Source organism: bacterium, from assembly GCA_037128595.1.
Classification (GTDB): Bacteria; Verrucomicrobiota; Kiritimatiellia; order CAIKKV01; family CAITUY01; genus JAABPW01.
In genome coordinates, this window is the sequence record JBAXWB010000002.1 from 97181 (window position 1) to 116391 (window position 19211).

General features: G+C 57.3%; 16 protein-coding genes and 1 tRNA gene. 11 read left to right on the forward strand and 6 right to left on the reverse strand.

Going from position 1 to position 19211, the window contains the following annotated elements; all coding sequences use genetic code 11:
* Positions 1-361 precede the first annotated feature (361 nt).
* From WCS52_01395 to WCS52_01405, 3 genes are read left to right on the forward strand one after another with little or no spacing between them, the layout of a single operon-like run.
* Entirely contained in the window at positions 362-1447 is a 1086-nt protein-coding gene (locus WCS52_01395) for a hypothetical protein (protein ID MEI6165828.1), read from the forward strand.
* A 6-nt stretch (positions 1448-1453) separates the two neighbouring features.
* Positions 1454-2227: a hypothetical protein gene (locus tag WCS52_01400; GenBank protein ID MEI6165829.1), complete on the forward strand. Its 774-nt coding sequence runs from the start codon at positions 1454-1456 to the stop codon at positions 2225-2227.
* Positions 2228-2230: 3 nt separating this feature from the next.
* Positions 2231-4636 carry a hypothetical protein gene (locus WCS52_01405; GenBank protein ID MEI6165830.1) on the forward strand — a complete coding sequence of 802 codons (2406 nt, stop codon included), beginning with the start codon at positions 2231-2233 and terminating at the stop codon, positions 4634-4636.
* 11 nt (positions 4637-4647) lie between these two features.
* On the opposite strand, the gene WCS52_01410 is transcribed toward WCS52_01405, so the two are convergent.
* Together WCS52_01410 and uxaC are read right to left on the reverse strand one after the other, a co-directional pair.
* The gene (locus WCS52_01410; protein MEI6165831.1) at positions 4648-5505 is read right to left on the reverse strand and encodes an alpha/beta hydrolase; all 858 of its coding nucleotides are present in this window, start codon (positions 5503-5505) and stop codon (positions 4648-4650) included.
* A gap of 57 nt (positions 5506-5562) precedes the next feature.
* Entirely contained in the window at positions 5563-6966 is a 1404-nt protein-coding gene (gene uxaC / locus WCS52_01415) for a glucuronate isomerase (protein MEI6165832.1), read from the reverse strand.
* A gap of 465 nt (positions 6967-7431) precedes the next feature.
* Between uxaC and WCS52_01420 the strand changes: the two genes are divergently transcribed.
* Positions 7432-7752, forward strand: coding sequence for a pyrimidine/purine nucleoside phosphorylase (locus WCS52_01420; protein ID MEI6165833.1), 321 nt, complete (start codon positions 7432-7434; stop codon positions 7750-7752).
* A 490-nt stretch (positions 7753-8242) separates the two neighbouring features.
* Here WCS52_01420 and WCS52_01425 read toward each other — a convergent pair whose 3' ends face one another.
* Positions 8243-9010, reverse strand: coding sequence for a DUF4184 family protein (locus tag WCS52_01425; GenBank protein MEI6165834.1), 768 nt, complete (start codon positions 9008-9010; stop codon positions 8243-8245).
* Positions 9011-9250: 240 nt separating this feature from the next.
* On the opposite strand from WCS52_01425, the gene WCS52_01430 reads away from it, so the two are divergent.
* From WCS52_01430 to WCS52_01445, 4 genes are all read left to right on the forward strand, one after another.
* Positions 9251-9326, forward strand: a tRNA-Lys gene (locus WCS52_01430).
* Positions 9327-9389: 63 nt separating this feature from the next.
* A complete protein-coding gene (gene mtnP, locus WCS52_01435; protein ID MEI6165835.1) occupies positions 9390-10268 on the forward strand; it encodes an S-methyl-5'-thioadenosine phosphorylase in 879 nt (292 codons plus the stop codon).
* A gap of 12 nt (positions 10269-10280) precedes the next feature.
* A complete protein-coding gene (locus WCS52_01440) occupies positions 10281-11888 on the forward strand; it encodes a peptide chain release factor 3 (protein MEI6165836.1) in 1608 nt (535 codons plus the stop codon).
* Positions 11889-11968: 80 nt separating this feature from the next.
* Positions 11969-13015, forward strand: a complete 1047-nt coding sequence (locus WCS52_01445; protein MEI6165837.1) for a hypothetical protein — start codon at positions 11969-11971, stop codon at positions 13013-13015.
* Here WCS52_01445 and WCS52_01450 read toward each other — a convergent pair whose 3' ends face one another.
* On the reverse strand, positions 13016-14056 hold the full coding sequence (locus WCS52_01450; GenBank protein MEI6165838.1) for a putative zinc-binding metallopeptidase: 1041 nt from the start codon (positions 14054-14056) through the stop codon (positions 13016-13018).
* 198 nt (positions 14057-14254) lie between these two features.
* Here WCS52_01450 and WCS52_01455 point away from each other — a divergent pair, with 198 nt between their 5' ends.
* From WCS52_01455 to WCS52_01465, 3 genes are read left to right on the forward strand one after another with little or no spacing between them, the layout of a single operon-like run.
* A complete protein-coding gene (locus WCS52_01455; GenBank protein ID MEI6165839.1) occupies positions 14255-15244 on the forward strand; it encodes an aldolase catalytic domain-containing protein in 990 nt (329 codons plus the stop codon).
* 27 nt (positions 15245-15271) lie between these two features.
* Complete coding sequence (tadA, locus tag WCS52_01460) at positions 15272-15763, forward strand: tRNA adenosine(34) deaminase TadA (GenBank protein MEI6165840.1); 492 nt, start codon at positions 15272-15274, stop codon at positions 15761-15763.
* A gap of 34 nt (positions 15764-15797) precedes the next feature.
* Complete coding sequence (locus WCS52_01465) at positions 15798-16685, forward strand: lysophospholipid acyltransferase family protein (protein ID MEI6165841.1); 888 nt, start codon at positions 15798-15800, stop codon at positions 16683-16685.
* Between the two features lie 99 nt (positions 16686-16784).
* Here WCS52_01465 and WCS52_01470 read toward each other — a convergent pair whose 3' ends face one another.
* Positions 16785-17729, reverse strand: coding sequence for a hypothetical protein (locus WCS52_01470; GenBank protein MEI6165842.1), 945 nt, complete (start codon positions 17727-17729; stop codon positions 16785-16787).
* A 65-nt stretch (positions 17730-17794) separates the two neighbouring features.
* Positions 17795-19183 (reverse strand): OmpA family protein, encoded by a 1389-nt coding sequence (locus WCS52_01475; protein MEI6165843.1) that lies wholly within the window; start codon positions 19181-19183, stop codon positions 17795-17797.
* Between the last annotated feature and the right edge of the window lie 28 nt (positions 19184-19211).

Below are 19211 nucleotides of genomic sequence, written 5' to 3' on the forward strand. Positions count from 1 at the left end.
AATTGAGCTAAAACTTTATTTACAGGTTTTAGCACACACAACAAGGCCCGTGAGCACACACGTATACGGGCCTTTTCATTCGTCCGTAGCGGGACTTGGTGGACGCCGAGGTCCGGCGTCGTGAAAGCCCGGAAGAGGGCACCTTCCGTGCGTCATCAGGCGAGTCCATAAGGAAGCCCGTGTTCTCGTGCAACCAAATCCCAATCGCGGCGGAGGAGTTTCAATAATTCTGATTCAGCGGAAGTAACGATTTTTCCATCAGCGAAACGCATCGCTTGTCAGATCGTCCTACCCGCCCACACCTGCGCATGCCCTATCATCAGGCTTGACCTGATAGCCGTTTTTAAGCACCCTTCCGGCCATGAAAACTGAACAGCCTCGACCACGCTCCTTACTCCTTCTGGCACTCGCATGTCTGTTGCCACTCCCCTTCTGCTTCGGCGCCTTCCTGGTCAACATCGAAATCGGACTGCGGGTATTTTATCCGACCCTCCATTTTTTCGACCGGATCTTACCGGTCGGGCTCTATCATATCTGGTCGGTTCTATCCGCCGACCTGAGCACCGTCAGTACCCTGATCCCCTTCCTGATTTTCCTGATCCCGCTCGTTCAGATCATCCGGATCCTGCGGCGCCTTGAATCCGACCCAACCTTTGCCCAGCAGATGGGACCCGACCCCTATCCCTCCCACTTCGGCTTTTTCCAAGTCATGCTGGGACTGACCGGTACGCTTTACGGCATGTATATCGGGCTGGATGTCAGTGGCGTCAGCGAACTCGCCGGCCAGACCCCCACCGCTGATTCCATCCGCCAGTCCCTGGACCGGCTCCTGGGCGGAACCGCCACCGCCCTCCTGAGCTCGCTCGTCGGGTTGATTGGTGCTTTTATCACTGCCCGCCCCGTTCCCTGGCTCTTCGGCCGCGTCACCGGCGTCAAGGCGGACGAAACCCGGCAAACCCTCACCGCCACCATTGAGCGGTTGACCGAGGATCTGCGGGGCCTCAGCCAGGCGAGCCGCACCTTCACGGACCTGCTCAGCCCGGACACCGCCCATACCGTACTGCAACGAATGGACCGCCAGGAAGCCGCCACCCGTGAGGCCTGCGCCAAACTAACGCAAACCAACACCACGCTGGCCGCCATCGCCCAAAACCAGTCCCTCGCCACCGAGCGGCTGGCCCGCCTGGATTCCGTGGAGCAGGCGATCCGGACGATCGCCCCCATTCTCGAGGCGTCGGACCGGCAATTAACCCAACTCCTGGAGACCCAGCGCCAGGCGAATGGACTCGTCCTGCGGCTGGTGGACGGTCAGGAAGCCCGGCATCAGGAGGCGTTGAAAGCGCTTTCCGGCATGGTGGCCGCCGCCTCGGCACAGCGGGAACAGGTTCAGCGGGACCATGATGCCTTGCGCAGCGCGCTGGCGGCCTACCTCAATCCGAACCGGTAATCCTCCATGAGCACCCCGCACAACGAACATAACGATTACGAGCAACTGGATGAGGCCATCGGCCATTCCACACACAAGCTCTTCAACATGAGCCCGAATGATGTGCTGGTGCAGATCTCACTGCCGGTCGTCCTGATCCTGGCGATCGCCACCCGACTCATCACCATTGGACAAGGGATGACCACCCAGAGCCAGAACCCCGCCGTTCTCGATTTATGGAAGCAGCATCTCATCCTCCGGGTGGATCGCTCCCTGGAGCATTGGGAAAAACAATCGGGCCTGCCCCAATTCTCCGATTTCAACCGGGTGTACTGGTCCAACCATTGGCCGGATGATGACCGGTTCCGTCAGTTGTGCCAGAAAGCCACCGAGCTGGCTGAAATGGAGAAACTGAAAGAAACCCTCTACCGGGAAGCCCTTAACGGAACTCCTGCCGCTCAACCCGGCGAGGCCAGCCCGGGCCAGTTTGTCACGCTCTTTGACCCTCGCTACGCCCCGCCCGGCGTCACCTCCAACTCCGTCCCCCCTGAATTCCGGATTGACGATACCCGGCGTCAGTATGCGCTTCAATACATCGGGGAGCGCTGCAAGCGCTGGAGCCGGGAGGTCGAAGACCTGCAGTGGAAACTGGTGGATCGGCTCGCCTCTGAACTGCCTGCCGGGGATCCGCTGACCGACGCGCGGCTCGAGACCCAGATGAAGAACATTGCAACGACCCTTGAGGCGCGGGGGTATCCCTTATTACCCGGCCTCACCCATGAATACCGGAAGGCGCCCTGACCCATGAACATTCCCCGTATGGCGACGATTGGTCTCGCGATATTTGCCATTCTGGCAAGTGTCACCGGCAGTTATAGTGAGACCACTTCACCCACCCTCCCGTCGGATTCTCCGAAGGAGCGCGCCAAGTGGCGTCTGGCCACCCTGTCCGCTGCCCGTGAAATCCTGGATGAACTCAACCAGCCCACCGCCCTCAGCCCTGAAGCGCGCACGCTCCTGGTTGAAAAGCTCAACCAGGCCATGCGGGCGGATCTGCCGGGTCATGCCTCACGTAGCGCCAGCCAGCGATTATGCCGGGACATTGCCATCCGCATGCGGCAGGAACAGTTTGACCGCCAGTTTCAAACCGTACTGGCCCACGCCAATGAGCAATCGTCGATCCCCATCCTCTGGAGCGATGTCACCGCTCACCTGGGCGCAAGCTGGAGCAATGCCATGGAAAAGGCCCTGCAGTCGGTTGCCAATAGCGAACAGCTCCCTTTGTTCAATGATGCCCGGGCCCGGGCCATCGGATTGCTCCGCCAGGAATTGGAACAGCAACTGCGGTTCCCCAACGAAAGCGAAGTCAATGAGTTTCTGGAAACGCAGGTTGCCGGACATCCCGAGTCCCTCCACCTGACCCGTGAGGACGAGACCCGGCTTCAACAAAAAGTTCTGGCACTGGCGAATCCCGACCGGAACGCCTGTTTCGAAGAATTGAAACAGGCCCTTCACGAGCAGACCGGCCTGATTTCCAGCGAGATCCGGAAGCAATATGAGCGACAATTGACCTCTCTTGAAAAAGCCGCGGCCCAAAGTATCCCGGATGACCGTCGCCACGCCTCTACCATTGCCTTGGCCCTGCTGAGCTCGCTGGAATCTGATCTTGCCAAAGAACGAACCCAACCGGGGACTCCTGATGTCAGCGGCAAGCCGGTGCCGCTCTACGCCGTCCTGGCCCCTGTCCGGAACAGCGTCCCCGGGCTGGCCACCAAACTGGAGACCGGGCGCCTCGCCGCCTTCCTGGCCCAGAGCCCCTGCCTGGCCATTCAACCTGATCCGCTGGCCAAAGCCATCCGCTCGGAGCCGGACAAGCATCCCACGCTCGCGGCCAGTCAATCGGTGTTCCTTGGCGCGCTCGCTCCGGCCCTTAAAGAAAAGGCCGCGTTGACGTATGCGGCAGGCGCCACCCCGGCGGGCGAAGCCTCGTATTTCACGGTGCTTCTGACCACGAACGGACTTCTCACGAATGCCTTTGAGACGCGCCTGACCCGGGAACTCCACACCAGCCTTATGGACGCCCGCCAAACCGTCAGCGACGAGCAGTTTAAAAAATCCTTCTCGGCCCTGGAGCGGAATGAGCGCCTCTCCCCTGAGGCGTTTCGCGTCCTGCAGGACTCCGGGGGCGCGGCGCTGACCACCCTCACTGAAGCGGTGAAGCTGTTCGGCGTTTCAGTACGTGACCGTGATACGTACCTCGCGGAAACCGTCAGCCGTGTCCTCACCCTCGCCAATCGCAAAGCGAAGGAAGGCTACGAGGTGCTGACCACCCAACTGGCCCTTGTCAGCAAGTTGGAACAGGCGCGTCTCGACACCCTCCGTCAAGAGGTCACGGCCCGCCGTCCCTATAAGGACATCCGGTGCGAATGGCAGGCCGCCCTGGAGACCGCCTGGGCCGCCGACTCACGGGCGCAGGCCACCCCATACAAGGACATATTGGATCTGACCCTGGCCCATCTCAACAAAACGGTCCGGCAACTCTACGATTCGATCCAGGAAAGCCCCAGCCCCGCCACGGCAGCCACGCCCTCCGAGGCGCGCCCCAACTCCGAGGCCGAGCAGGGCAAAATCAAGGACCTGCGGCAGAATCCCGCCAAACCGGAAGAGCAGAATCCCGAACCGCCCAAAGAGGTCCAACCCCCTGTTCCCAAAACCAGCCCGAAAGATGGCGGTAGCGAGGGGGCCGCCGATGCCGTCCTGAGCCGGACCCGGGTAGACCGCCGGAACGAGCCGGACGGCATTCTCCTGCTGACCGGAGCCGCTACCGGCCCCGCCACGGCCCGTTTATTAAGCCAGACGGGGGTAACCAACTGCAACGTCTCATTCGATCCTGGAAAGCCGCAGGACGCCGCCACGGCCATCTTTGAAGCCATGACTCCGCAGTTGAAAGCCTTGTGGACGAACACGGTGCATGAATGGCAGAAGGAGCATAGCGGACTGGGCTTCCTGAAGCGACGGACCCCGCCCAAACTCAAACTCTTCATCGTCATTGAGAGCGAGGATGTCCGGCACCGGATGAGCCTGATGCTCCGGCAGCATATTGAGGATGCGCTCACCGCCTGGGGCAAGACCGCCGGAAAAGGAACCCCTGACGTTGAACTGGACTGGAAGGTCGGCCTGACCTTCGACCAACCTGCCACCACGCCTTAGGAGCCTACGGCTTACGCCTTGGGGATGAAGCCGCTCTCCTTCAGCCAGAAGACCAGATCCTGGGCCCAGGGGTGGGGATTTTCAAAAGGCCATTTGGAGACCAGGCCAATCCCATGCGAGCCCTTGGCATAGATGTGCAAATCAAAGGGGACATTGTGGCGTCGGAGGGCTGCGGCAAACTGCATGCTGTTTTCCATCTTCACCCCGCCATCCGCCCAGGTGTGCCAGATGAAACAGGGCGGTGTCTGGTCGGTCACATTCAGTTCCGCCGAAAGGTGGCGCATCTGCTCGGCCGTCGGAGCATCACCCAGCAGATTGGTTCGTGAGCCGGTATGCGTGACGTCATCGTCCACCATGGAGAGGACCGCATAACACAACACCCCGAAATCCGGTCGTGAACTGACGCGCTCGACGGGATCTGAGTCAGCGGCCTGTCCGGCATCAAAATGGGTAATGAGCGAGGAGGCCAGATGGCCGCCGGCCGATGACCCCATGATCCCGATCCGGTCAGGACTGATCCCCCAGCGGGCCGCCCCGGCGCGCACTACCCTTAAGGCACGCGCCGCATCCTGCAGCATGACCGGATGCCGGTAGCCCGAAGAGCCCAGCCGGTATTTTAACACAAAGGCCGCCAAGCCCTGCTGATTCAAATAGAGGGCATAGTCGCGCCCTTCGTGCCCCGCCAACCCCCAGTAGCCCCCACCGGGACAGATCACCATGGCGGAGCCACAGGCCTTCCCGGCCTCCGGCAGATACACCTCCAGCGAGGGTCGGTCGGTATCTTCCTTCCCGAAGGCCCCAGGCGCTCCGTCAGGCCATAATTCAATCAGTTCGGTTCGTTCTTTCGGCTCAGCCGCAACAGTCATCATATCCTCTTCCGGTCCTTTCATTAGCAGAAATCAATACAAACGGGAATGAAGCTCATGTTAGTGTTGAAATGAGAAGTATCGTTTCGCATTTTCATAACAGATATCCCGGACCATCGAGTCCAGCAACTCCGGGGCATCGGGTAATTCGCCCCGATCGACATCACGCCCGATCATCTGGCACAGAATCCGGCGGAAATATTCATGACGGGTATAGGAGATGAAACTCCGTGAATCCGTGAGCATCCCGACAAACCGGCGCAGCAAGCCCAGGCTCGACAAGGCATTCATCTGCCATTCCATGCCCTCTTTTTGATCCAGGAACCACCACCCGCTGCCGAACTGAATCTTACCCGGCGTCGTGCCATCCTGAAAACAGCCCATGGCCGTGGCGATAATATAATTATCAGAGGGATTGATATTATAGATGATCATTTTGGGAAGATGGCCTTCCTGATCCAAGGCATTCATATAGCCAATCAACGCCTGGGCCTGACTGAAGTCGCCGATGGCGTCGAATCCGGTATCCGGCCCCAACTGCTGCATCATCCGGGAATTATTATTACGCACCACCCCGAAATGCAACTGCTTGACCCACCCCCGGGCAAAATCAAGACGCCCGAAGAAGAGCATCAGGAATGCACGGTATTTATCCGCCGCCTCGCGGGAAACCCGTTTACCAGCCCGGGCTGCATCGAAAATGGAGGCGGCTTCCGCCTCGGAGCAAGCCCCGGCGTAGCAATGCTCGATCCCGTGATCCGACACCCTGCAGCCCAACTCGTGGAAAAAGGCATGCCGCTGATCCAATGCCGCCATAAAATCAGTCAAGCGGTTACAGGTGACCCCACTGGCGCGCTCCAGGGCCTCGACCCACCCATTAAAAGCCGGCGTGTCGACCCAAAGCGCCTTGTCGGGACGGAAGGTCGGATACACCCGGGTGGTTAACCCCGATTTCCGGATCTCACGATGAAACTCCAGCGAATCAACGGGATCGTCCGTCGTACAGACGACTTCGACCCGGCTCTTCTCCAATAAGCCGCGAACGCTCATATCCGGATGCTGCAACACGGCATTGGCCTTCTCCCAGATACGGGGGGCCGATTTTTCGTCCAGCAGCTCATCACACCCGAAGTACCGCTTCAACTCCAGATGCGTCCAATGATAGAGGGGATTGCGCAACGTGTAGGGCACCGTCCCGGCCCAGGCCATGAACTTTTCATAATCCGAGGCATCGCCGGTAATACACCGTTCCGCCACCCCGTTCGACCGCATCGCCCGCCACTTGTAGTGGTCGCCCGCCAGCCAGATTTCATACAGGTTGCGGAACTGATGATTGGAGGCAATCAGCGCCGGGGGTAAATGGCAGTGATAGTCAATAATCGGTTGGACCGCCGCCACCTCATGATACAACCGGCGCGCCGTTTTGGATTCCAGCAGAAAATCGTCATGGATAAATGATTTCATAGGGTTACTCCTATAAAGGGATTGCCGGAAAAAGACAAAGATTTTCTACTCATGGCCCTCTTCCTTTCTATTACCCACAAGTCGAGAGGAAGACTTCACCACTGATTTAAGAAATAAAAGAAATCTCCTTCGAGGAACCTCAGGGCAGGCAAAATGTTTCGGCATTATTAATTCGGGGTGCTCGGTCTATTGGGTTACACGGGAACGCGTCGGTGGCTTCCCCGAATTAAAAATCCCGCAACGGTGTTTCTGGGGACATTAAAGAATCATAGCGGGATCATGCCCTTGAGCTTCCTCATTTCCCCTGATGTCCGGGGGAAAACCGTTTGGCGTTTCTGGATTTCACTCATTTCTTAAATCAGTGGTGAAGTCCCTCTGTTCGGCGGTACTATTAGTAATGAAAAAGCCCTCAAAAGTGATATCAACCCTTGAATGCCGCGCGGCAGGAATGATATATAGTCCGGCATGAGCACCATTACATTTGAAAACGTTTCAGTTGCCGCCAAGGCCAATGTTTATTTTGACGGGAAAGTCGTCAGCCACACGGTGATCTTCCCCGATGGTTCAAAAAAGACCCTGGGACTCATCTACCCCGGCACCTATACTTTCAATACCGGCGCGCCGGAAGAAATGAAAATCATTGCCGGCACCTGCACCGCGCGTCAAGCCGGAGCCGCCCAATGGACTCCCTATGCCGCCGGCACCCAGTTCGATGTTCCCGGCAACTCCAAGTTCGACATCACCGTCGAATCCGGCATCGCCGAATACATCTGCTCGTTCAAATAATCATGGAGGGTTTTGCTCTGTCAAAACCTTCCTGACCGCCGGCACCGACAGAGCTTGCTCCTTATTCGGATTTAAAGAAAAGACTTCACCACTAATTGAAGAAATGAAAGAAATTCAGATTCAGCCGAAGAAATCCAAAATGTTGCGGCATTATTAATTCGGGGTGCTCTTTCTATTGAGTTACACGAGAACGCGTTGTGGTCTTCCCCGAATTAAAAATCCCGCAACGGTTTTTCGGGGGCATGAAAGAATCATAGCGGGATCAAGCCCTTGAGCTTCCTCATTTCCCCTGATGTCCGGGGAAAACCCGTTTGGCGATTTTTCGTGGCTGGCTATTTACAGGGGAACCTACCATGCCCATAGCGCGCCAAGCCAGACATGACAAATCGCCAAACATTTTGGGCGTTTCAGGATTTCTTTCATTTCTTTAATTAGTGGTGAAGTCTTCTTGTATTTACGTGTAAGGATAAGTACAAAGCGGTGCCCTCCATCAAAACCGCTTCCATGCGCGGTAGCTGATCAGTAACAGCACCTCCAGCACCCCTGCGGAGATCTGGAAGAGAATCAGCCGGCCGGCGAAAATGCGGAGGGTGCGCAGATCCGAAACCAGGGGCACGCTGTGATGGGCATAGAGCACCGCCGGAATGGTGGCGATGACCACCAGCACCAGATACAGGGGAAGATGCGTCCGGAAATCAAGAAAGGTCGCCAGACTTGCCCCCGTCCGGTTCAGAAAGAACCAGCGCGCATATTGCGCCACCAGCACCCCGAGCAGCCCGACTGACAACACCATCTGAAGCAGGTCGCACAGCGGCATGGCCCGGCCGTACACCTGCAGCACCGTGGCCTGCAGAAACGGGAAGCGAACGGTAAGCAAACCATAGTCATGGGTAAAGCTATCCAATATCAAATGGATCCCCATGCCGATTCCCACCGAGGCAAAAACAAGGAAAAGCCGTTTCGCAGGCCAGAACGCAAACGGCCCGGCATAAGGCAAGAGCCGGCGTCGATGCGCCAGCGGCACCAGCCGTAACAGGGGCCGTTTCAGGAATCCATGAAAGACCCAGAGCACGACCAAGGCGGCGGGCAGACTGAACACAAGCAACCCCTCGGGCGAATGTCCCCAACCGCTGTTGGTGGAGAGGGTTAAGAAATACAGGAAATCCGGCGCCATGCTGCCCACCACCAGCGCCGACAGGATCAATCCCCGCCGGGCCAAAGGCGCCGCCACCGCTACATGTGAAATCGTAAAAGGCATTAAACTCGCATTCCCTCCGCAACAACAGCTGCAAGATTTTCTGACAGAATTTACAGAATGTTAAAAATCGAAAACCCCATTGTTACGTGTTTCAAACTAATTTTGTTTATTTTGTTCATTCTGTCAAATCCTCCGGTTTTACAGCCCTGTCAGCAATCATCGAGATGTCGGCCATTCCTTTTTGTCCATCCACCGTTGACATTAGCGGATCGTTCCTCTATTGTGACCCGACTTTTTCGCAGGCCGTTAGCTCAGTTGGTAGAGCACGACACTTTTAATGTTGGGGTCGTGGGTTCGAATCCCACACGGCCTACCACCCCTTTACAGGATGTTCAGATACTGAACACAGTGTAGAAAACATTATACTGACAGGACTCCCATGAAACTCGGAATCATTGGCGGCAGCGGTTTGTATCAACTCGAAGGCCTCGAGAATGTTAATGAAGTCACCCTGGCCACCCCCTTCGGCCACCCCTCCGACGCCTATATTCACGGGACGCTGGGCGGAGTCGATATTTATTTCCTCCCCCGCCATGCCCGGGGACACCGCATCCTGCCGGCCGAGATCAACCACAAGGCCAACATCTGGGGCTTTAAAAAACTGGGCGTCGACCTCGTCATGTCCGTCAGTGCGGTAGGCAGCCTGCGCGAAGGCATCCGCCCCCGTGACATTGTATTGCCCGACCAGTATTTCGACCGGACCAAAGGCTCGCTGAACCACACCTTTTTCGGCAATGGAATCGTTGGCCATGTGTCCTTCGGTGATCCCACCTGTCATGGGCTTCGTGAAATCATGGCCAAGGTCGCCGTCGAGGTGGTCCGTGACCTGAAGCTGGGCGATATCGTGCGGCTTCATAAGGGCGGCACCTATGTGAACATGGAAGGGCCGGCCTTCTCGACCCGCGCCGAATCCAACTCCTATCGTCAGATGGGCTTTGACATCATCGGGATGACCAGCCTGCCGGAAGCCAAGCTGTGCCGCGAAGCGGAACTCTGCTATCTGCCCATGGCCATGGCTACCGACTACGACTGCTGGCGCACCAGCGAGGAGGAAGTGTCCGTGGACATGATCATCCAGACGCTGACCGCCAACACCGCCCTGGCAAAGGAAATCATCCGCCGGTTTGTCCCGCAACTTCCGACCAAGCACATCTGCCCGTGTCAGAACGCACTGAAAAACGCGATCATGACCGATATGAAGACCGTCCCTCCCGCCACCCTGGAAGCGCTGGAGCCCCTGCTTGCCAAATATCGCTAACCGCTGCGCCCCATGACTGACTCTCCCCTTCTTACTGAAATTGCGCGCCGGCGGACGTTTGCCATCATCTCGCATCCGGATGCCGGGAAAACGACCCTGACTGAAAAACTCCTGCTCTATGGTGGGGCGATCCAGTTGGCGGGTTCTGTCCGCTCCCGTCGGGACCGCAAGAACACCAGTTCCGACTGGATGGAACTGGAAAAGGAACGCGGGATTTCCGTGTCCTCCACCCTGCTCCAGTTCGATTACGGTGGCTGCGTCATCAACCTTCTCGACACCCCCGGCCATAAGGATTTCAGTGAAGACACCTACCGCGTGCTCACCGCCGTGGACAGTGTGATCATGGTGATCGACGCCGCCAAGGGCATTGAGGAGCGCACCCGTAAACTCTTTGAGATCTGCCGGCTGCGCGGGATCCCGATCTTCACGTTCATGAACAAGATGGACCGGCCGGCGCAGGATCCCCTCGCCCTGGTGGATGAACTCGAGAAAGTCCTCGGCATCGGCGCGTTCCCCGTGACCTGGCCCCTGGGCAGTGGCGTCGAGTTCAAGGGCGTCTATGACCGGCTGACGAAGAAGCTGCATCTCTTCGAGCGCACCGCCCACAATGCCCACCGCGCTCCGGAACAAGTCACGGGCATCCATGATCAGGCCCTGCTTGACCAGATCCCGCCCCATATCCGCGATCCCTGGCTCGAAGAGCTTGAGATGCTCAGCGCCGCCGGCGAACGGTTTGATGAAAAACAGGTGCTGCGCGGGGAGATCACCCCGGTATTTTTCGGGAGCGGGATGACCAACTTCGGGGTCCAACTGCTGCTTGACTATTTTGTCCAACACGGGGCCCCGCCCCAACCGCGGATTTCATCCAACGGGCCCATCGCCCCGGAACATCCGGAGTTCTCCGGGTTCGTGTTCAAGGTCCAGGCCAATATGAATCCCCGGCACCGGGACCGCCTGACCTTTGTCCGGGTCTGTTCCGGAATCTTCGAAAAGGATATGGTCGTCAATGATCCCGAAACCGGCAAGCCGGTCCGCCTGTCCTATCCCCAGAAGTTATTCGGACAGGACCGGGAATCCCTCGAGATTGCCTATCCGGGCGACATTGTGGGACTCGTGACGCATAAGGCATTCCGCATCGGGGACACCCTGACCAGCAATCCGAAAATCCGGTATGATGAAATTCCCCGCTTCCCTCCGGAAGCTTTTTCCTATATCCGCAATACCGGCGCCTCCAAGCAGAAACAATTGCGGGAAGGGTTGAATCAGTTGTTGCAGGAAGGGGTGATCCAGTCCTTCGAATTGCTCAATGATTACCAGACCGCACCGCTATTGGGCGCGGTGGGTCAACTTCAGTTCGAAGTAGTGGCCTACCGGCTCGAAGCTGAATATGGCGCCGACCCTCGCATGGAACCGGCCCCCTTCGCGCAGATCCGCTGGTTTTCCCCGAGCGTCACCCGCGAGACGCTGGACAAGTTCTATCTGGGCACGGGGGTCAAAGTCGCCACCGATATCCGCGGTCAATTTGTCATCCTGTTCCCCGACAAGTGGGGGGTGGAATACTTCATCAAGGAACATCCGGGCGTGGAACTCCACACCGTGTCCCCGCACGCCACCGCCTGAGTCCGGGAAATCTGTCTGTTGCTTTATCCGGTCCCTTCCTTTAGATTGCTAAAAGCACGACGATTGAACTGGAGTTTTTTATGAAGCATTCGACCCGATACCATGTAGCCCTTGTCTATAACGCTGGCGCCTCCGCCTCTCCCGAAGTCCCGGAAGATACGGGGAGCACCGATGATCTGCGCAAGATGATCCGGCGCATGGCCCATGTGCTTCGCAAAGTCGGCTACAAGGTGACGATTGTCCCCCTCGCCAACGACCTGCTGGCGTTCCAGCGCAAACTGCGCCGGCTCCGTCCGGATGTGGTCTTCAACCAGTATGACGACGTCGTTCATGGCGCCCTGTACGAGATGCGGGTGGCCGCCCTTGTCCAGATGATGGGCTTTCCGATCACGGGCTCCCCCGCCCTTGCCCTGGGATTGAGCCGCTACAAATACATGTCGGCCAGTCTGCTCCAGGGCGCAGGGATTCCCATGCCGCCGAAAACGGAAATGGTGGAACGGATCGGCGATGTGGACCGCGTCAAATGGAATTTCCCGATCATCGTCCAGCCCAGCCGCGAACATGCCGGCATCGGGCTCTCCCGCGATTCGGTGGTCTCCACCAAATCGGCCCTCAAGGAAAAAGTGCGCGAAATTCTCAAGCACTACCATCAACCGGCCCTGGCCCAGCACTTTCTACCCGGCCGTGAGTTCAACGTCGGCATCCTGGGCGGACGCAAACTGACCGTGCTTCCTTTGGCCGAGGTCGACTATACCCGCCTCCCCAAGGAAATTCCCCCGATCATGTCCTATGCCGCCAAGTGGATGGAAGACAGTGTCGAGTACCAGAAGACGTCGGTGATCTGTCCGGCCGAGGTGGAACCCTATCTGGCCCGAGAGATCAGCGCCATTGCCCTGCGCGCCTTCCGTGCGGTCGGGGGTTGGGGATATGGCCGTGTGGATATCCGGCTCGACGAAGTGGGCCAACCCCGCGTCCTTGAGGTCAACTGCAACCCGTCCCTGGATGAAAGCGTGGCCCTGGCCCGTTCCGCTGAGAAAGCGGGCATTGATTATCCGCACCTGCTCCAGCAGATCGTCAAAATCGCCATGGAAGGCCCCTCCTTCGATGTCGGCGTGCCGATGATTTAATTATCCCGTGAACCGTCCGGTATAGGCGAAGTCCTTGGCCAGGGAGGTGGCGAGCGACGTGATTTCGACCAGCTTTTCGGTCCCCTTGCGCCGGGGCATCCGCAGGTTCAGGAATTTGGAGCGGTCGGCCAGTTTCTCGATAATCGTGGTCACTTCCTCGGAATCCAGTCCGGACCAGATGCTGATGCTTGACGCCAACCGGTTCCGGTGCTGCCGGATAAACAGGCAGGCCGGCACCTGTGCTTCCGCACGGACCTTGGGAAACACCTGCTGCAATTTATCATCCACATAGCCCTGAGCGGCCTCACGGTAGCGTTCCGCCCGCTGACCATAATGCTCAGCCAACAGCATCGTCATTTCCGAGACCGGATTGAGCAGCGGCCCTGAAGCCACCTCGGGCGCCGCCTGTCGTTTCAAACTTTTCATTAATTTCGCGACGAACGCCAGTTTCCGCATGGCCGGCCAGAACCGGTACTTGCGCTGCCAACCCGAACGCGGGGTCAGCCAGATAGCAAAGGTCTCGGCAAAATCCTCATCCGGGTGCTTCTGTGCGTAGCTCCGGCCATACTGGCTGTGAACCAGATGCCGTACAAAATCCCTGCTGGACGGATCCGGCAGAAACACATCCCGGTACGGCTTCGAGAATTTTCCGAACACATCCGTCCAGCCCGGCCACTCCCACAAGCGGTACGCATAGTTCAACGCATGACCGACTTCATGCCGCAAATACATCAACGTTGTGCGGGTATCTTCAATTTCACCGGTTTGTTCTTCCTCGATCCGGGCCAACCGCCGGTCCGCCAGATAGAAGGGAATCCCCACCGCCGGCACTTCATCGGGACAGCCCCAGCTATCCGTCAGGTAAAATTCCGGCACAAAATTGATCCCCTTGGCCTGAAGTTCACGGCTGATCTGCTGGATCATCCCCTCAAGCGGCGAGCCCTTGATCGAGAGGGATAAATCGGAAATACGGGTATTAAGTAATTCATAACGAATTGTGCTCCAACTCGTTACAAGTAATTTAGCCTGCTTAGCACTCATTATCACACCTGAGAAAACGAACGCGTTGTCCGGTTGCAGAAAACATAAAGAGCTCTGATTTTAACACCTTCTCCCCAAAACGGAATCGTTTTTTACGGGTACGGATTTTTCGCGCATTGACAAATGGACTAAAAACAGACTCAATACCGCCCTCCTGATGGCCAGGGGGGCAGGATTATCAAGAGAGGAGCTCATTTTATGGCAAGTACTGAACAAATTAGCGGGAGCAAAGGCTGGCTTTCGTACCGTCCCGAAATCAAGGTCATGGATGTCACCATTCGTGACGGCGGCCTGATGAACAACCACAAGTTCGATATCAGTCTCGTGAAATCCGTCTATCAGACGTGTTGTGAGGCGGGCGTCGACTACATGGAAGTCGGCTATAAAGGGTCCAAGAAAATCTTCTCCCAGACGGAAAACGGTCTCTGGAAATTCTGCGACGAGGAGGTCCTGCGTGAGGTCGTCGGCGAAAAGAAGGGGGATACCAAAATCTCCGTCATGGCGGATGCCGAGCGTACGGATTATCACCACGACATTCTCCCGCGTGACCAGAGCGCCATCGACATGATCCGGGTCGCCTCCTACATCCACCAGATTCCCACGGCCCTGGAAATGATCAAGGATGCCCATGACAAGGGCTATGAAACCTGCATCAACCTGATGGCCATCTCCACGGTCCCGGAATGCGAACTCGATGGCGCCCTGGAAGCGCTCAGCCAGTCGGAAGTGGACGTGATGTATCTGGTGGACAGCTTTGGAACTCTCTACAGCGAACAGATCCGCGCATTGATGCATAAGTTCCACAAGTACGCCAAGGTGGGAGGCAAAGAAGTGGGCATCCACACCCACAATAACTGCAATCTGGCCTACGCCAATACCATCGAAGCCATTATCTGCGGGGCCAACTATCTGGATGCCAGTCTCGCGGGACTCGGGCGCGGGGCCGGCAATTGCCAGATGGAGCTGCTGCTCGGCTTCCTGCATAACCCGAAATACCGCATGCGGCCGCTGCTGAAGTGCATTCAGGAGGATATCGAGCCCTTCCGGAAAGACTTTTTCTGGGGATTCAGCATTCCCTACATGATCAGCGGAATTTTGAACCGGCATCCCCGTGAAGCCATGGAGTTTATGGAAAAGGGAAACAGCACCGATATCGTCAAGTTCTATGACGAAATGACGGACGCCTGAGCCCCCCCACCCCCCTGAGGCCACCTCATGTTCGAGCCAACCCATGACCATTATATGCAGCTGGCTCTCCGGGAGGCGCAACTCTCGGCCGATGCGGATGAGGTGCCGGTGGGGGCCATTATCATCAAGGCCGGGGCCATCATCGGCCGCGCGCATAACCAGACCGAATTGCTGAAGGATCCGACCGCCCATGCGGAAATGATCGCCATCACCCAGGCGGCCTCCGCCGTCGGCGACTGGCGCCTGACGGAGACCGTGCTCTATGTGACCAAGGAGCCCTGCCCCATGTGTGCCGGGGCGATTGTGCTGGCCCGCATCCCCGTGGTCGTGTTCGGCGTGGCAGACCCCCTGCGGGGGGGCGCCATCTCGGTGTTCAATATCCTGAATCATCCCCAGCTCAACCACCGTCCGGAGGTGATTCAGGGCATCCTTGAGAACGCCTGCCGTGCCATGCTTCAGGAGTTCTTCCGCAAAAAGCGTAAAGATAAAAGCGGCAAAATAAGTGACACCCTGACTTGACCCGCACCCTGTTTCTGAATACGGTATTCCCCCTATGCTTCATTTCATACTAAAAGGATTGACCCGTTTCTTTGCCTGGCTGTCGCTTCCGCGCGCCCTCGCCTTCGGACGGGGATTGGGCTGGTTTTTCGGGTCTGTGTTACGGCTTCGCCGCAACGAGGCGCTGGAGGCGTTGCACCGCAGTTTCCCGGAGAAAACGGAACAGGAACTCGCCGGGATTGCCGACCGGATGTATCAAAATCTCGGGATGAACCTCATTGAGGAATTCCGGCTCCCCTCCGTCTCAAAAGCCTATCTGGAAGAAAATATCCTGTGGGAAAACGAAGCCTACAGTCATGATGTTCTCACCGCAGGTAAAGGACTACTGGTGCTCTCCGCCCATCTGGGAAACTTCGATCTGTTATGCACCTTTGCCCCCAAGTTCGATTTCCCGACCACGGTGATTACCAAGAACATCAAGAATGTCGCCATCAATAAATTCTGGATGAATGCCCGGAGCCGGTTTGGTCTCAAGTTTGTGCCGGCCCACAATTCGTATCGCCAGTGCCTGAGCGCCTTGCGCAAGAATGAGATCGTCGCCTTTGTCCTGGATCAGAACATGATTGATACGGAGGGGATCTTCGTTGATTTCTTCGGCAAAAAAGCCTGCACCTCGCCCGGGCTCGCGTATATGTCCGCGCAATCCGGCGCGGCCGTGGTTCCCGTCTTCATGATCCGCCTGGAGAATGGCCGGCATCTCATCAAGGCCCACCCCGCCATCCCCCCGCCGCCGGACCGCAAGCCGGAAACGATCCAGGCCTACACGCAGCTTTACACGAAAGTCATTGAAGAGGTGGTCAGGGAATACCCCGACCAATGGACCTGGATTCACCGCCGCTGGAGAACCGAACCGAAAGCTGGAAAAGAAAATCAGACAGAATGAACAAAATGTACAAAATGGCAAATCGGCACGCACTCAACGCCATTTTGTCTTATTATGTAAATTCTGTCTGAAAAATGATTGATGAACGTTTGAGACGCTTCAGCAATCCGCATAGTAGGGATACCGGGCGGGATCCACGCCGGGAAGCCGCCGCTTCCACCGTTTATAGCTCCAGAGCCAGCAACCGGGATTACGCCGGATTTCCGCTTCCAGGGAGGCGGTGATTTTAGCCGTCACCTCCTCGGAACTCATCCCGGCAATCTGTTCAGGAAGAAATACCTCCCGGGCATAGCAGAAATAGCGCCCCTCGGCATTGCACACACAATAGGCCATCAGAATGGGAGCGCTGAGTTTGAGCGCCAGCCCGGCGCCGGCCGAGGAAATGGGCACGGGAACATCAAAAAAGGGAACAAACACGCCCCCTTCGGCAGGAAGCGTATCCTGATCCAGAAGCAGGGCGACTGTCCCCTCGCTCTTCAAGGCACGCACCAGGGCCCTCAGCGCCCCGTCCCGCGGCACAATATGTTGCCCGGAGAGCATCCGGATCCGGTTGATCTCCGCATCGATCATCGGGTTCTTGACCGGCTTGGCCACACTGGACACGCTGGCGCCATTCAAGACAAAGAGCCATCCCAGAATTTCCCAGTTTCCGAAATGGGCGGTCACTCCGACCAACCGGCCAGGATGCATCCATTTCAGCGCCGACTCATCTACGGCCGTCCACTCGCGCATGCGCTGCACCCGGTCGCGGGAAAACCAGAAATAATCAAGCCCGGTTTGCGCAAACGTGGTAAAGGCCTGCCGTCCAATGAGGTTTTTCTCCCTGGCCGTACGCGTCTCCCCGAAGGCCAGATCGAGATTGGCTTTGGCAATGTGCCGATCCCGAAGGGAGAGGATCCAGCCGAGCCGGCCCAACAGGCGCGCCAGCCGCGTCACACTCTTGCGGGAAAGCGACGGGATCAGACGCATCGCCCCGGCAAACAGCCACGCCTCAACCTTGAATCGCAGGCGCAGCCCAATGGATAACGGAATCTCCGGACTCATGATTTCTCACTTAAACAAAAAGGCCCGAAACATTCCTGTTCCGGGCCTTCCACCATAATCAGTGATTATTTCGTTTCAACGGGCACCACGGCGCCCACCTTGTTGATTTCCACCTGCGTCATCGGCGCGGTCGGTTCAGGCTTGCCGGACTTGCGGATATACACCTCAACGCGACGGTTCACCGGATTGCCGACAATCGGATCGTTCTTCGCTTTCGGACGGCTGAAGCCATAACCAACAGCCTTCATGTCAGAGGGCTTGATGCCCCACTTGGTGGCCAGATAATTGGCGCAGGCCTTGGCACGACGCTCAGACAACTGGTCATTGTGCGGCTTGCTGGATTTCTTCTGCTTGTCGGCATGCCCCTCAATGCGGGCGGTCGCCCCGGGATCCCGCTGCAACACTTTGCCAATGATGTCCAAGTCCTTGAAATACTCCGACTTGATCACATCCTTGTCGTAATCAAACTGAATGTTCAATTCGAAAAGCTGCAAGTCATCCGCCCCATGCCCAGCGCAGGGATTCGTGCCATCTTCGATCACTTCGTGACCATCGGCCACGCCACCACCATCGGTATCACGTAACAACGGATCGGTATGGTAGTTATAGACTTCGGCGCCATCCTTCAGCCCGTCAAAGTCAGTATCGGGATTCAGGGGATCCGTCTTGTACTTGCGCACTTCATCGAAATCGCTCAATCCATCATGGTCCGTGTCAGGATCCAGGGGATTCGTACCATAGACGTTGATCTCTTCATCATCCGTCAACCCATCGGCATCACTGTCCTTGGGGCCACCGGAGACAACAAACTTATGCGGCACATCGGCTCCAAACACATAACGGACACCGACCTCCGTCGTGGAGTTAACCGTGCCCTTGTCCGTCCCTTCCGCAAAGGCCGCCCGGTAATCAGCGCGCACGCCCCATGAGTCATTGATATTATAGATCACGCCCCCACCGGCCCGGATGCCCAAGGCGAAACGGTCATAGTCCTTCAAGTCATCGGTAAATCCGATGCCCTGACCCCCGATGGTCAAATAGGGGTCCAGACGCTTCCAGGGAGTGGGATGAAAGAGGGCGTCCAAAGTGAAGCCATATCCTGTGGTGCTGCTGATGCCCGCATCTCCGGTCTGCTCGGCCAGAAGGTTGACATCTTTCCAGACTCCACCGGTGGAGGCATCACGGCGGGGTGTTGTTTGCGCATCCAACGAGGGTGCGAGAAAGGCGCCCCCCTCAAACGACCACCAGTCATTTAATTCATAACCCAACTTGACCGATCCGATAAAGCCGTCCTTGGTCGGGAAATCCCCTTCCATGTCCATAAAACCAGGCATCACAGAGATACTCCAGGGATGCCGGTCCCCCTTCTCCTGCGCCTTTGCCGAATGGGTTGTCATCACGCCTGTCGCCAGTCCAGCGACCATTAAGAACCCGAAAAATCGTCCGTATTTCATAGATATGCCTCTTTTTTCAACTGATACA